This is a genomic window from Frigoribacterium sp. AC759 (assembly GCF_979256015.1).
This window is the reverse complement of sequence record NZ_CEEDMT010000038.1, coordinates 1-13,848: the sequence shown is the minus strand read 5'-3', so window position 1 is coordinate 13,848 and position 13,848 is coordinate 1. Positions and strand designations below refer to the sequence as shown.

Genomic DNA, 13,848 nt, shown 5'->3' with positions numbered 1-13,848 from the left:
TGTCAGCGCTGACCCGCCGCGGAGGACACGAACCCGCCGCAGGGGGGCGGGCGCAGCATGCCGATGCTGCAGGAGGCGCGGGTCGGCAGGCGCGGGCGGGCCACGGCGCCAGCACGCCAGGTCGTGGACACGACGCCGGGTTTAGGAGTGGCGTCGTGTCCATCTCCTGGCGCGGTGGCGCTGGGCGGGGTGCACCGCCACGGACTCGACACCCCGCCACGAGAAACGGTGGCGGGGTGTCGAGACGGTGGCGGGATGGTCGGGCAGGAGGCGCGGGGCGGCAGGAGCGCTCGGGTACCGTTGTCTCGACCGCTGGGAGGCGACGTGCTGGCTCGACAGGAACGCATGCTGCGTGCCGTCCTGTCCACCTCGGTCGGGGTGCTCGTCACGGCGACCGCCCACTCGCTCGGCGGGGGCGCGTTCCCGCCGCCGCTCCTCCTCGCGGTCGTGTTCGTCGCAGGCGTGCTCGGCTGCTTCGCCGCCGGCGGTCGCCGCGTCGCCCTGCCGAACCTCGTCGTCGCGATCGGCCTGCTGCAGGGGCTGCTGCACGTCGTCTTCTCACTCGGGCACGGCTCGGTCGGGCACGGCTCGCTCGGGCACGGTTCGGTCGGCGTCGACCCGACCAGCGCCTCCTCGGCCGGGTCCACCGGTCACGGCGCGCACGCGCACCTCGTCACGATGCCCGACGTGGCGGCCGCATCCGGAGACATGGGCGCCATGCCATCGGGGACGATGCTCTGGGCGCACGTCGTCGCGGGCGTCGTCACGATCATCGCGCTGCGTCTCGGGGCCTCGGCCGTGCGACAGCTGGCTCGCAGCGTCGCCGTCACGGTCGGCACCGCGATCGCGTCGTCGCACCTCGGTCGCCTCGTCACGGCGCTGATCACCGCTCTGGTCGCGGCGCTCGCATCGGCGATCGCAGCGCTCGTCGACCCGGTCGCGCTGGTCCGTCGTCGACAGCGCCTCGTCGGCGAGCACGTCCGGGCCGCCTGCCGCCGGGCGTCGGCGCTGCTCGGCACGACGCGGGGGCTGCGGGGCCCTCCGGTCGGGGTGCTCGCCCACTGACCGCGCGGGTCGCCTGACTCGCGTGGTCCCGGTGTGCCGCCGCCCCGTCCGGGTGCGGCCGCGCCGGACGACCGCACCCCGGGGATCACCCCGCCCGTTCGAAGGACCCGCTCCGCCATGCGCTCGCGCACCCAGAACCGCCACGACTCTCATCTCGACTCCGTCGCCCGAACCGCCCGCGCCTCCCGCGCCTCCTCGGCCTCCCGCTCCCGTCCGGTCGCCGCGGCGCTCGTCGCCGGCGCCGCGGGGCTCGCCCTCGCCGTCGGCATCCCGACGTCGGCCTCCGCGCACGTCGAGCTCGAGGCCTCGTCGACCGCGCCGGCCACGCTCAGCGTGCTGACCTTCGCCGTAGGGCACGGCTGCGAGGGCTCGCCGACGACCTCGCTCGCGATCGAGCTGCCCGCCGGCGTCCAGTCGATCACCCCCACCGTGAAGCCCGGCTGGACCATCACCGAGTCCGCCCCGCCCGCCGACCCGACCGTGCTCGAGGCGACGACCGTGACGTACACGGCCGACACCCCGCTGCCCGACGGGTTCCGCGACACGGTCGAGATCTCGGCGCTGCTGCCGGTCGACGGGCAGGCGGGCGACCTCGTCGCGTTCCCGACCGTGCAGACCTGCGAGTCGGGGTCGTACGCGTGGAGCGAGCTGCCCTCCTCCGACCCCGACGACCCCGAGCCGGACGAACCGGCGCCCGCGCTGGTGCTGACGGACGCCGCCTCGGGCGCGGGCGCGACGGACTCGGCGGACGGGTCGGCCACGACGGCCACCGCCGCCGACGCCACCGCCGCCGCCGCGCCGATCGACGACACCGCCCGTCTGCTCGGGCTCGCCGGTCTCGCCGTCGGGGTCGTCGCCGTCGTGCTGCTGACCATCGGCCTCCGTCGCCAGCAGGAGGCCCGTCGATGAGCGGCCCCACGCACGACACCGCCGCACCCGACACCGCGGGGAGCCGAGGAGGCGCGGGTCGGCCCCCGCAGTCACCCCGCGACTCCGAGGCGGTCGCGACGGACCACTCGACGGACAGGGGCTCCGCGGTCGACGCGACCCGCACCTCCTCGGCCGCGCCTTCTGCTGCGCCGCGCCCTGCCGCACCGCGGCGCGGCTGGTTCGCGCCGATGCTGCTGCGGCTGCACTTCTTCGCGGGGGTGCTGGTCGGGCCGTTCATCCTCGTGGCGGCGCTGACCGGGGCCGCCTACGCGCTGACCCCGTCGATCGAGCGGGTCGTGTACGCCGACGAGCTCACGGTGCCTGCTGCGAGCGCCGAGGCACCCGCGCTGCCGCTCGCCGACCAGATCGAGGCCGCCGAGCGGGTGGTGGGCGACGACGGGGCGCTGGTCGCGGTGCGGCCCGCTCCCGAGGCGGGCGACACGACGCGGGTCATGTTCACGGGCGACGACCTGATCGAGAGTCAGACCCGGGCGATCTTCGTCGACCCGGCGACCGCCGAGGTGCGGGGCGATCTGCCGGTGTACGGGACGAGCGGGGCGCTGCCGCTGCGGACCGCGGTGAGCGACTTCCACCGCAGTCTCGGGCTCGGCGACGCCGGTCGGCTGTACAGCGAGCTGGCCGCCAGCTGGCTCGGCGTGGTCGTCGTCGCGGGCGGGGCGCTGTGGCTGGTGCGGTGGCGGGCGGCCCGTCGGCGGGCGCGTCCGGCGGATCGCGCCCGGGCACGACGCGGCATGCTGCGGCCTGAGACCGGTTCGACCGGTTACCGTCGCATCTTCTCGTGGCATGCGTCGACGGGGATCTGGCTGCTCGTCGGGGCGCTGTTCCTCTCGGCGACGGGCATCACGTGGTCGCAGTTCGCGGGCGAGAACGTGACCGGGTTGCGGTCGGCGCTCAGCTGGTCGAACCCCGCGCTGACGACGGCGCTGCCCGCTGACGGTGCGGAGTCGGGTGCTGGGGCCGGGTCGGGGTCCGGGTCGTCTGCGGCGGACGCGGCCGATGTCGCGGCCGACCCGCACGCCGGACACCACGGAGCCGAGGAGGCGCCGGTCGCCGACGCGGATCCCGCCGACTTCGACGCCGTGCTCGCCGTCGCCCGGACCGTCAACGTGAACACCGGACTGGTCGAGATCAAGCCGCCCGCCGACGCCGCGAGCGCCTGGACGGTCACCGAGATCCAGCGCAGCTTCCCGACCGAGGTCGACGCCGTGGCGGTGGACGGGTCGACGCTCGAGGTGGTCGGACGCACCGACTTCGCCGACTACCCGATCATGGCGAAGCTCGCGCGCTGGGGAGTCGACACCCACATGGGCTCGATGTTCGGCCTGGCGAATCAGCTGCTGCTCGCCGTCACGGCGCTCGGCATCGCGGCGATGGTCGTGTTCGGGTACCTCATGTGGTGGAAGCGGCGGCCGACGCGCGGTGCGCGGGTGGGTGCTGCGCCGGCCGGGGCGCTGACGCGTGCGCCGTGGTGGGGTGTCGCGCTGGTGCTCGCGGTCGGAGGAGTGCTGGCGCTGTTCCTGCCGTTGCTCGGGGTGTCGCTGGTCGTGTTCGTGGTCGGCGACGCGCTCTGGATGGCGAGTCGGCACTGATCCCCGACCCGCGCCTCCTCGGCTCGGCGCAGCGCTGACGACTCGAGGAGGCGCGGGTCGCGACCGCCGCCGCCCGGATCTGTGCAAATCGCGACCGCGCGCGGCTGCTCCGGCGGGCCGAACCCGACCTGTGCACGCTCACGCACTGCGAAGAACCGGGCTATGACGCCCCGAACCGCCGGAACGGTCGCGATTTGCACACCCCGGCAGGCGCGCCATGCTGTACCCGACAACCCGTGCACCCGACCACCCCGCGCCCCCGCGCACCCCCGCGCACCCTCGACGTCAGGACCGAGCATGCCCCGCACGAACACCGCCGCGTTCCTGCGCTCACCGCGCACCCCGTTCGAGGTCGGCCCGGCCGCCCTGCCCGAGCCGGCTCCCGACGAGGTGGTCGTCCGGGTGCGCGTCGTCGCCGTGAACCCGCTCGACTGGGTGGTGCAGGGCACCGGCCAGCTGACGTACCGCTGGCTCGCGCATCCCGCGGTGCTCGGCACGGACGTCGCGGGCGAGGTGGTCGCGATCGGCTCGAATGTGACGCGGCTCGTGGTCGGCGACCGGGTCGCGGGGCTGGCGACCGGCACCGACAAGGGGCGCGATTCGACGCGTGAGGGGGCGTTCCAGCACTACACGGCGCTGCTCGAGCGGCTGACGACGGTGATCCCCGACGGGCTGTCGTTCGAGCGGGCCGCGGTGCTGCCGCTCGGGGTGTCGACCGCGGCGTGCGCGCTGTTCCAGGAGCGGCACCTGGGGCTGCGACTCCCGCCGACATCCCGAGGAGGCGCGGCGCAGGCCGAACGCGACCCCTCACCCACCCGCGGAGGCGCGGCGCCGGCCGAGCGCGAGGTCGTCGTCGTCTGGGGCGGCTCGTCGAGCGTCGGGATGAACGCGGTGCAGCTGGCGACGGCGGCCGGCTACGACGTGCTGAGCACCGCGTCGGCCGTGAACGCCGAGACCGTGCGGGAGCTCGGAGCGACCCACGTCTACGACTACCGCGACCCCGAGGTGGTCGACAAGCTCGTCGCGGTGATCGCGGGTCGCACCGTCGCGGGGGCGGTCGCGATCGGCGCCGGCTCGACCGAGGCGTGCATCCGCCTGCTGGCCCGCACAGGAGGGACGCGCCTCGCGATCGCGAGCACCCCCGTGTCGCTCGCCGAGGTCGCGGCCGGCCGGAGGCTCATCCCGTCGGCCCTGCCGACCTTCGCGCGCCTCGGGCTGGCGACGGCGCGCTCGGCGCTGGCCGCGCGGCAGGCGGGGGTGACGGCGCGGTTCATCTGGGGCAGCAGCCTGCGCGACGACGACCTCGGCGAGCGGCTCTGGGGCGAGGTGCTGCCCCGCGGTCTCGCCGACGGTTCGCTGCGTCCGATGCCGGAGGCGCTGGTCACCGGAGAAGGACTCGCCGCGATCCAGGGCGCGGTCGACCGCCAGCGGGCCGGCGTCTCGGCGCAGAAGCTCGTCGTCCGCCTGTAGAGCCGGGCCGAGGAGGCGCGGGTCGAGCCGACACCGCACTCACCGCGGGGCGAAGGTGCTGGCGCGCGTCCACCGGTGCTCACTCACGCCGGCCAGACGTCGGGCTCGGGGGCACAGCGGGCGATCAGCGCGCGGATCTCGCGGTCGTGCTGCACCGCCCAGGCGACCGCCGAGTCGAGGCTCCCCGCAGTGTGCAGCCAGGGGCGGCGCCCGCCGTCGTCACGGCAGTGCGCGTAGACGTCGAACGCGTACCCCCCGAGCACCGGGCGCATCCTGACGAAGCCGAGCGGCGCAGCCGCACCCTGCCGGATCAGCCAGAGCCCCTGCCCTCCCGGCATGGGCGGGATCGCATAAGGATGCTCGTGCGGCCGCTTCGCGAGCGCGGCGGCGGCGTTGACGAACGACGACTGGACTCCCATGCGAGCCGACGCTAGGCGAGACCTCCGACACCGGAGACCTCGGCAGCACTCACCCCTGTCGCGTGTTCCACCGGGGGTTCTTCTTGTTGATCACGTACACGCGGCCGCGGCGGCGCACCACCTGCGACCCCGGGATCGCCTTCAGAGCCTTGAGCGAGTTGCGGACCTTCACCGTGCCTCCTTCATCAGCGTCCCCAGCTTGTTACTGAGAACAGTTATCACTTAGCTTAGGGGCATGATCGAACCGCTGCCCACCCCTCGGCTCTCGCGACACCGGGGAGTCGTCCTCGTCGGCGGCCAGAGCCCAGCCCTCGTCGGACGCCTCGCCGACGAGCTCGCCGGCCCCGCCAGCCGACGACTCTCCACCGAGCGCGAGCGCCAGCCCGAGCCCCGACCCGACCTCGACCCCGACCTAGGCCCCAGTCCCGACCCGCACACCGCCGTCGACACCGTCCACCGCCTCGCGCTCGACCTCGCCCACGACGGCGCCGCGGTCGACATCGTCGCCTCGGTCGAACCCGGCACCCCGCTGCGGCCCACCGGGCTGATGCTCGGCGCGCTGCTCGACGCCGATCTGGGGCTGCCCGACGGCCGGTCGCTGTTGCAGCACGTCGTCTCCGTCGTCAGCGCGGTCGACCTCGCCGAGCTGGTGCTGGGCGGTGTCGACGACCGGTTCCGCGCCGCCGAGCACGTCGTCGAACTGGTCGAGTACGCAACCGTCGTCGCCCTCGCCGACACGGACGCCGTGCCCGCCGCCGACCGCCGGACGCTCGAGCGGCTGCTGGCGAGGCTCGCACCCGAGGCGGCGGTGCTGCCCGTCGACGAGGTGACCCGCACCTCCTTGGCGACCCGAGGAGGCGCGGCGCACCTCGGCAGCGCAGCCGGCTGGATGCAGGCCCTCTCGGAGCACACCCCCGACCTCGCCCACGACGGGACGATCACGACCTACGTCTACCGCGACGAGCGCCCGTTCCACCCCGAGCGCCTCGCCGCCGTCGTCGAGCGCACCTTCGCGCCGGGGGCCGTGGGGACGGTGCTGCGATCGCGCGGGTTCACCCAGTTCGCCACGCGGTGCGACCGGGTCGGGTCGTGGTCGAGCGTCGGGCAGATGCTGAGCCTCGACCCCACGTCGAGTCCGTCGTGGCACCCCGACTCGCCGCACGGTCAGCAGATCGCGTTCTTCGGTCTGGATCTCGACGTGGCGACGATCCGTCGTGAGCTCGACTCGTGCCTCCTGAGCGATGCCGAACTGCTGCGGGATCCGGCCGAATGGCGTGACTTCGCCGACCCGTTCCCGGTCTGGGCCGCCGGCTGAGGCCGAGGTGGGGCGGGGTCTACGGTCGAACCGGGTCGCTCCACGAGGGGAAAGGCTCATACTCGCCTGGCACAGACTCCTCAGGGAAGTCGGTCGGGAGCCGATCAGCGACAGCAGCGAGCAAGGCGCTGTAGTCGTTCGTCCAGTACGACTCGCTGTACACGACCAACGAGTACTGCCCGCTGTCACGCACCGTGTACGTCAGCCACCATCCGTCACCGGTGTCGGCGCGCACCTCGCTCTTCGTGTCACTCTCACGGGTTCCGTACTTCCACCCCTTCTCATCGAAGTACGAACTCATCGGCTCGAGATCAGCGACCGCACCACTGGCACCGTCGGGCCGGAGTGATCGGCCTGCTCGGAAGGAGTAGCTGTCGTCTCCATCCGCGCCGGGCAGAGGCTCACCGAACGACCCCGGGCCGCCCGCACTGGGCAGCACATCCCCGCCGTTCCACCGCCACGAATCGTCCGACACCTGCAGCTGCGCCTCCTCGAGCACGGCCTCGATCTCCGAATACCGCTCCGCAGCCAACCCGAACTCGTCCTCCAGCGACATCCCGGCGACCTCCGCCTGCGTCAACCCCGCCGCGTCCCGTGCGTCCTCGCCTGCCGCCCCCGCCCCGGAGGCGCACCCCGCCACCGCGAACACCGTCACCACAGACAGCACCACCGCTCGAAGAACACCCCCAGATCGCATCACGATCTACGGCCGCACCGGGTCGTCCCACGAAGGGAACGGCGAGTACTCGCCCGGCACGGACTCCTGCGGGAAATCGGCCGGATCACGATCGGCGATCGCCGAGAACAACGCACGCGAGTCGTTCGTCCAGAACGGCTCGCTGTACACGGCGAGGGAGTACTGGCCGTTCGGACGAACCGTATAGGTGACCCACCACCCGTCACCGCTGTCGGCTCTCGCCTCGAAATTGCGGCCGATCTCGCGACTGCCCGACTCCCAGCCCTTCTCGTCGAAATACGCGATCATCGGATCGAGATCCGCCCGCTCACCCTCGGCACCCTCCGGCTCGAGAATCCTCCCCGCTGTGAAGAAGTACGAGTTGTCATCGTCCGCACCAGGCAGCGCCTCGCCGAACGCGTCGGCCCCCGCTGCGACAGGAAGCACGTCACCACCGTTCCAGAACCATGAGCCGTCCGAGAGCTGCACCTGCGCCTCCTCGAGCACGCCCTGCATCTCGACATACCGCTCAGCCGCCAGCCCGAACTCGTCCTCCAGCGACATCCCAGCCACCTCCGACTGAGTCATCCCCGCGGCATCCCGTGCATCCTCGCTCGCCGACCTCTCCCCGGAGGCGCACCCCGCCACCGCGAGCACCATCACCACTGACAGCACCACAGCTCGAAGAACACCCCCAGGTCGCGTCACGATCTACGGCTGAACCGGGTCGCTCCACGTGGGGAAAGGCTCATGCTCGCCCGGCACGGACTCCTCAGGGAACGGAGTCACGTCCCGCTTGCCGATCGCTAGTCGCAACTCGCCCGCGTCGTTCGTCCAGTACAGCTCGCTATACACGACCAACGAGTACTGCCCGTTGTCACGCACCGTGTACGTCAGCCACCACCCATCACCCGTGTCAGCGCGCACCTCGCTTTTCGTGCCGCTCTCGCGGGTGCCGTACTTCCACCCCTTCTCATCGAAGTACGAGCTCATCGGCTCGAGACCAGCGACCGCACCACTGGCACCCTCCGGCCGAAGCGTCCGACCCACACGGAAGTAATAGCTGTTGTCACCATCGGCCCCCGGTAATGGCTCACCGAACGACCCCGGACCGCCCGCGCTCGGCAGCACATCCCCGCCGTTCCACCGCCACGCATCATCCGACACCTGCAGCTGCGCCTCTTCGAGCACGGACTCGATCTCCGAATACCGGTCCGCAGCCAACCCGAACTCGTCCTCCAGCGACATCCCAGCGACCTCTGCCTGCGTCAACCCCGCCGCGTCCCGTGCATCCTCGCCTGTCGACCCCGCCCCGGAGGCGCACCCCGCCACCGCGAGCACCGTCACCACTGACAGCACTACGGCTCGAAGAACACCCCCAGGTCTGATCATGAACTAAGGCTGAACCGGATCGCTCCACGAGGGGAATAGTTCGTATTCGCCCGGCACAGACTCGCGCGGAAACGGTGTCACGTCCCGCTTGCCGATCGCCAGACGCAGCTCACTCGAGTCGTTCGTCCAGAACACCTCGCTGTACACATCCACCGTGTACTGCCCGTTAGGTCGAACCGTGTACATGACCCACCACCCGTCACCGGTGTCGGCCCTGGCCTCGAAGTTCCGGCCGATCTTCATGCTGCCCGACTCCCAGCCCTTCTCGTCGAAGTACTGGATCATCGGATCGAGATCGGCACGCTCGCCCGTCGTCCCCTTCAGTTTGACGTTTCGGCTGGTACGGACGTAGTAGCTGTTGTCCTCGTTGGCACCCTCAGGCGCCTCACCGTACGCATTGGCCCCACCCATGACCGGGAGCACATCACCACCGATCCAGACCCACGAGCCGTCTGAGATCTGTAGCTGCGCCTCCTCGAGCAGGCCCTGCATCTTGACGTACCGCTCCGATGCCAACCCGAACTCGTCTTCCAGCGACATCCCGGCGACCTCTGCCTGCGTCAACCCGGCGGCGTCCCGTCCACCCTGTCTCACCACGTCATCTCCGTTCTTCGCGTTCGTCCCGCAGCCTGTCGTCACGAGCACCAGGATCGTCGCCACCAACGCGGCGACATGATGCAGGCGTTGGTTCTTGACTTCGTTCATCAGTCCGGTCTTCCATTAGCGACGATCTGCGAGATGGTCTTGAGGGATGTCGTGTCCGCCGAGAGGTACCCGTTCTGGTCGGACCCGGAATCCAAGAACATGTCATGCTGCGTCACAGCCTCGGTACCCGGTCCGGCCCCGGACGAGAATACGTGCACACCGTCGAGGATCGTCGGGTTCGTTCGCGTACCGAGACCGAGAGCCAGCCCGACAGGCGCGAGCCCGTCTTCCCAGGCCTGAGTCGCATAGACCTCATCGGCGTTGAGGTCATAGACCGTCGCTTCGTTCGTCAACCCCACGGAACCGTAGGAGATGAACGAGTCGACACGATGCTGGGTCAGCAGCAATGCCTCCGACGTCGTCGTCGAACCGTATGAGTGGGCCATGACGGAGTATGAGTCCGCCGGGACGTCGGCACGACTGTCATGCAGGCCGTCCATGAACGACGCAAGTTCGGCTGCCCCGGACAACGCACGAGCGGGAGACGCCACTTCGAATTCACTAGGCGAGTTGTAGCCCATCCACGAGACGACGGCATAGCTAGCGTCCGGGTTCCCTCTCACAGCGGCTCGGACCAGCTCATCCGCTGCCGTCAACGCCGACTTCATCTCCCCCGCGTTCGATTTCATCCCTGGGACGTTCACGGTTACGTTGGAAGCGGTGTCAAGGTCGCCAAGCGAGATGGCGGCCACGACGGCCCCGTCGTGCACACCAAAACCGACAAGCTGCGCAATGCTCGAGGCGCCATCCTGCCCGAGCAGTTCTTTCGCCGTTAGGTCGGCCTGGTCCACCGCCTTCCTCAGCGCGACAACCTGCTCCTCGAAGTCCTGCTCGGCCAGCGGCCCGTCCGGCACGATTCCCATCAACTGCGCTACCGCTTCTGGATTCGCGACGGCGGCATCCAGAACGGCACGGGAGGCAACGTCCCGCGAGACCGCAGGGACGCCGTCCAGGTTGGCCAGGAAGTACTGAGCAACGAGCGGCAATCCTTCAATGTATGCGTCTGACTGCGGCAGCAGCGCGTACGCCTCGGCGACCTCAGCAGGGGTGAGACCGGGCTGCAGCAGTTTGGTGAGTGCCGGTGAAGCGGCGGTGATGACCACTCCATCCAGCCGCAGGTCGGGCAGTGACGCGCCGCCCGCCGCATCGAACTCCGCCGCGATCCCCTCGATCCAGGTCGCGTCCAGTGCGTTCTCTGCCATGAGGGTGTCGAGACTCGTGATCGCCGTCGACGACTCGATGGGCACCCATGAGCATGCCGACGCGAAACGCGTCCAAGCGTTCTTCATCTGGATCACGTGCTGAGCCGTGCTCAGATCGGAAGCTCGACTCATGCCGACGAAGGTCCGCAGCACGTCTGGATCAGCTGACGAGGTTCCACCGGACGCACCGCCACGTGTGCGGTTTCGCTCGCGGGCGCTGTAGGCAACGGAGATGGGCGTCGCCCTGATCGGAACTTCCGACGGTCTTCGGTCGACGAGCTCCGAGACGAACGCCGAAGACTCCTGGAGCACATCACCAGATCCACGCTGACGTTCGCGCTCGGCCTCTCGCTTCTTCCAGTCAGACAGGTCGGAGAGACGCTGACGCTCGTCGTCAGCCTGTCGCCTGGACTCACCCACGGCAGTCATCAGGTCTGTGAGCACACCAGTCAACGACAGCGTGTCCTCGGATCGCACGATGTTGGCTTGCGTGAAGAGAGTCGCGTACGCGCCCTTGAAGTCCGCCACCACGCCCTCGACCGAGAACCGGTTCGTGAACGCTTGCTCACCCAGGTCGCTCGACGCCCCGTCCGCCGCAGCGATCAACGCATCGGCCGCGCCATCGTCGAACTCGATCGTCGTCATGCCCACCACACCCCCGCGTGAACCCACTTGTCTGTGCCTCTGAAGGTACACCCCGTCCGCCCGCGTCCCCCGCGCCTCCTGCGACACCCCGTTCCCGGCGCTGCACCCGCATCCATCGGGGTGCAGCGCCGAAAACGGGGTGCAGTGCGAGCCGAGGAGGCGCGGCGCGGCTCAGCGGGCGGCGAGCGCCTCGACCGGGGTCACCGAGGTCGCCCGGCGAGCCGGCACGAGCGCCGCCACCCCGGCCAGCACCGCTGCCGTCAGCGCCAGCCCGACGAGCAGCGGCACGGGCAGCGTCGGCGCGATCAGCATCCCCTGGTTGGCGGCCCCGAGCAGCGACTGCGCCCCGGCCCAGCCGTAGACGGTGCCCAGCACGACCCCGACGACGATCGCCGTGACGGCCATCTGCGCCGCCTCGAGCAGGATCATCCCGCGGATCTGGCCCACCGTCGACCCGACGGCGCGCAACAGCCCGAGCTCGCGCCGCCGCTGCAGCACGCTGAGCGACATGTCGTTCACCATGCCGACCGCGGCGATCACGGCCGAGAAGCCGACGAGGCCCGCCATGACGAGCAGCGTCGTCGTGAACATGGTGTCGAGCTCGGCCGCGTAGGCAGGGTCCTGCTCGATGCTGCCGATGAAGCTGCGGAGCGTCTCGAGCGCCACCGACATCGTCGTCACCAGGGTCACGCCGATCACGATGCCGATCGTCGCCCGGGTGCTGCGCTCGGGCTGACGCACGGCGTTCTCGGCCGCCAGGCGCGCCACCTGACCCGAGCCGAACAGGCGGCCGACCGCGGCGAGCCCGGCGGGCATCACCGTGTGGGCGCCGACGACGACGCCCGAGAAGGAGAGGACCCCGCCGACGAAGGCGACGAGCACGCCGGCCTCGTTCGCGAGCCCCATGAGCACCCCGGCGAGCAGCAGCACGCCGCCCCCGACGACGAGCAGCGCCGCCAGCACCGTGCGGAGCACCCGGCGGGGGCGCGAGCCGACCGGCTCCTCCTGCACGACGCCCGTGGCCTGCAGCGGGGTGACCTGCAGCACGCGACGCGAGCCGATCCAGGCGGCGGCGACCGTGGTCGCGACGACGGCGACGGCCGGCACGAGGCCGCCGACCGAGACGAACGAGTAGTCGAGGTCGGGCAGGGTGCCGCGGGCCACCAGCACGCCGACGGCGACGACGACCAGCAGGGTGCCGACGACGACGCCGATCAGCGCACCGGCGACGCCGACGACGAGCCCCTCGCGGGCGACGACCCGACGCTGGTCTCGGGCCGACGAGCCGAGCAGGCGCATCAGGGCGATCGTCGGCGTGCGACCGGCGACCACCGTGGTGAAGGTGTTGGCCGTCACGATCGCGCCGACGTAGAGGGCCAGCCCGACGAAGACCGACGCGACGAGATCGAGCATCGTCGACACGGTGCCGCTGGCCGCGACCGCCGGGTCGGACGCGATCAGCTGCTCGAAGACGTTCGACACCGAGAGCAGGGCGACGCCGAACGTGGTGCCGAGCGCGGCGACGAGCACGCTGGGGCGGTGCTCGCGCAGCTGGTCGCCGAGGGCGGAGCGGGCTGCGGCGCGGGCTCCGGTGGGCGCAGAGCCGCGGGCACCGGCGCGGTCGACCGTGGTGGCGCTCACGCGGCACGCTCCAGCTCGAGCATGACCTGCGAGATCTCGGCCGGCGTGCTGGCGCCGACCTCGTGCACGATGCGTCCGTCGGCGAGGAACACCACGCGGTCGGCGTAGCTCGCCGCGACGGGGTCGTGCGTGACCATGGCGATGCTCTGGCCGTGGTCGCGCGAGGCGGTGCGCAGCACCTCGAGCACGTCGCGGCCGGCCTTCGAGTCGAGGTTGCCCGTGGGCTCGTCGGCGAAGATCAGATCGGGCCGGGTGGCGAGCGCGCGGGCGATCGCGACGCGCTGCTGCTGTCCGCCCGAGAGCTGGTGCGGCCGGTGCGTCAGACGCGAGTCGAGGCCGAGGGTGCCGACGAGCCAGTCGATCCAGGCGCGCTCCTCGACGGAGGCGCGGCGGCCGTCGAGCCGGAACGGCAGCTCGATGTTGGCCGACACGTCGAGCGTGGGCACGAGGTTGAACGCCTGGAAGACGAAGCCGATCCGGCGGCGGCGCAGCAGCGTCAGCTGCGTGTCGTCGAGGCGCGTGATGTCGGTGTCGCCGAGCAGCACCCGCCCCGAGGTCGCCTGGTCGAGCCCGGCGGTGATGTGCATGAGCGTCGACTTGCCCGAACCGCTCGGGCCCATCACGGCGGTGAACTGCCCGGCGCGGAGGTCGAGCGACACGTCTCGCAGAGCGTCGACGCGGCCGTCGCCGAGGCCGAACGACTTCGTGACGTTCTCGACGCGGGCGACGGGCGCCGCGCCTCCTCGGCTGGTGCGGGTGGCGGGGTGGGCTGCGGGGT

The 13,848-nt window shown here is 71.2% G+C and carries 15 protein-coding genes; 5 read left to right on the top strand and 10 right to left on the bottom strand.

Annotated features, from left to right (window positions below):
* Nucleotides 1-2: 2 nt before the first annotated feature.
* Nucleotides 3-131, bottom strand: a complete 129-nt coding sequence (locus ACZ6JE_RS14535) for a hypothetical protein (protein WP_464319398.1) — start codon at nt 129-131, stop codon at nt 3-5.
* Nucleotides 132-345: 214 nt separating this feature from the next.
* Here ACZ6JE_RS14535 and ACZ6JE_RS14530 point away from each other — a divergent pair, with 214 nt between their 5' ends.
* From ACZ6JE_RS14530 to ACZ6JE_RS14515, 4 genes are all read left to right on the top strand, one after another.
* On the top strand, nt 346-1,065 hold the full coding sequence (locus ACZ6JE_RS14530) for a hypothetical protein (RefSeq protein WP_464319397.1): 720 nt from the start codon (nt 346-348) through the stop codon (nt 1,063-1,065).
* A gap of 117 nt (nt 1,066-1,182) precedes the next feature.
* Complete coding sequence (locus ACZ6JE_RS14525; RefSeq protein WP_464319396.1) at nt 1,183-1,974, top strand: YcnI family copper-binding membrane protein; 792 nt, start codon at nt 1,183-1,185, stop codon at nt 1,972-1,974.
* On the top strand, nt 1,971-3,605 hold the full coding sequence (locus tag ACZ6JE_RS14520; RefSeq protein WP_464319395.1) for a PepSY-associated TM helix domain-containing protein: 1,635 nt from the start codon (nt 1,971-1,973) through the stop codon (nt 3,603-3,605). Before ACZ6JE_RS14525 ends, ACZ6JE_RS14520 begins: the two co-directional genes overlap by 4 nt.
* A 297-nt stretch (nt 3,606-3,902) precedes the next feature.
* Nucleotides 3,903-5,075, top strand: coding sequence for a zinc-binding alcohol dehydrogenase family protein (locus tag ACZ6JE_RS14515; RefSeq protein ID WP_320479243.1), 1,173 nt, complete (start codon nt 3,903-3,905; stop codon nt 5,073-5,075).
* An 83-nt stretch (nt 5,076-5,158) separates the two neighbouring features.
* On the opposite strand, the gene ACZ6JE_RS14510 is transcribed toward ACZ6JE_RS14515, so the two are convergent.
* Nucleotides 5,159-5,494: a hypothetical protein gene (locus ACZ6JE_RS14510; RefSeq protein ID WP_192061269.1), complete on the bottom strand. Its 336-nt coding sequence runs from the start codon at nt 5,492-5,494 to the stop codon at nt 5,159-5,161.
* A 49-nt stretch (nt 5,495-5,543) separates the two neighbouring features.
* Nucleotides 5,544-5,666 (bottom strand): type B 50S ribosomal protein L36, encoded by a 123-nt coding sequence (gene ykgO / locus ACZ6JE_RS14505; RefSeq protein WP_192061268.1) that lies wholly within the window; start codon nt 5,664-5,666, stop codon nt 5,544-5,546.
* Nucleotides 5,667-5,729: 63 nt separating this feature from the next.
* Here ykgO and ACZ6JE_RS14500 point away from each other — a divergent pair, with 63 nt between their 5' ends.
* Nucleotides 5,730-6,809, top strand: a complete 1,080-nt coding sequence (locus ACZ6JE_RS14500; RefSeq protein ID WP_192061267.1) for a GTP-binding protein — start codon at nt 5,730-5,732, stop codon at nt 6,807-6,809.
* 19 nt (nt 6,810-6,828) lie between these two features.
* On the opposite strand, the gene ACZ6JE_RS14495 is transcribed toward ACZ6JE_RS14500, so the two are convergent.
* The 7 genes from ACZ6JE_RS14495 to ACZ6JE_RS14465 form a co-directional block, all read right to left on the bottom strand.
* The gene (locus ACZ6JE_RS14495) at nt 6,829-7,479 is read right to left on the bottom strand and encodes a hypothetical protein (RefSeq protein ID WP_192061266.1); all 651 of its coding nucleotides are present in this window, start codon (nt 7,477-7,479) and stop codon (nt 6,829-6,831) included.
* A 33-nt stretch (nt 7,480-7,512) separates the two neighbouring features.
* Entirely contained in the window at nt 7,513-8,049 is a 537-nt protein-coding gene (locus tag ACZ6JE_RS14490; protein WP_192061265.1) for a hypothetical protein, read from the bottom strand.
* 147 nt (nt 8,050-8,196) lie between these two features.
* Nucleotides 8,197-8,877: a hypothetical protein gene (locus ACZ6JE_RS14485; protein ID WP_192061264.1), complete on the bottom strand. Its 681-nt coding sequence runs from the start codon at nt 8,875-8,877 to the stop codon at nt 8,197-8,199.
* 3 nt (nt 8,878-8,880) lie between these two features.
* Nucleotides 8,881-9,582: a hypothetical protein gene (locus ACZ6JE_RS14480; protein WP_192061263.1), complete on the bottom strand. Its 702-nt coding sequence runs from the start codon at nt 9,580-9,582 to the stop codon at nt 8,881-8,883.
* Entirely contained in the window at nt 9,582-11,429 is a 1,848-nt protein-coding gene (locus tag ACZ6JE_RS14475; protein ID WP_464319394.1) for an alpha/beta hydrolase, read from the bottom strand. The genes ACZ6JE_RS14480 and ACZ6JE_RS14475 overlap by 1 nt, the downstream gene beginning before the upstream one ends.
* Nucleotides 11,430-11,600: 171 nt before the next feature.
* Nucleotides 11,601-13,070: an ABC transporter permease gene (locus ACZ6JE_RS14470; protein ID WP_464319393.1), complete on the bottom strand. Its 1,470-nt coding sequence runs from the start codon at nt 13,068-13,070 to the stop codon at nt 11,601-11,603.
* Nucleotides 13,067-13,848, bottom strand: a 782-nt coding sequence (locus ACZ6JE_RS14465) for an ABC transporter ATP-binding protein (protein ID WP_464319392.1), incomplete at its 5' end; no start/stop codon positions are given. The genes ACZ6JE_RS14465 and ACZ6JE_RS14470, both read right to left, overlap by 4 nt.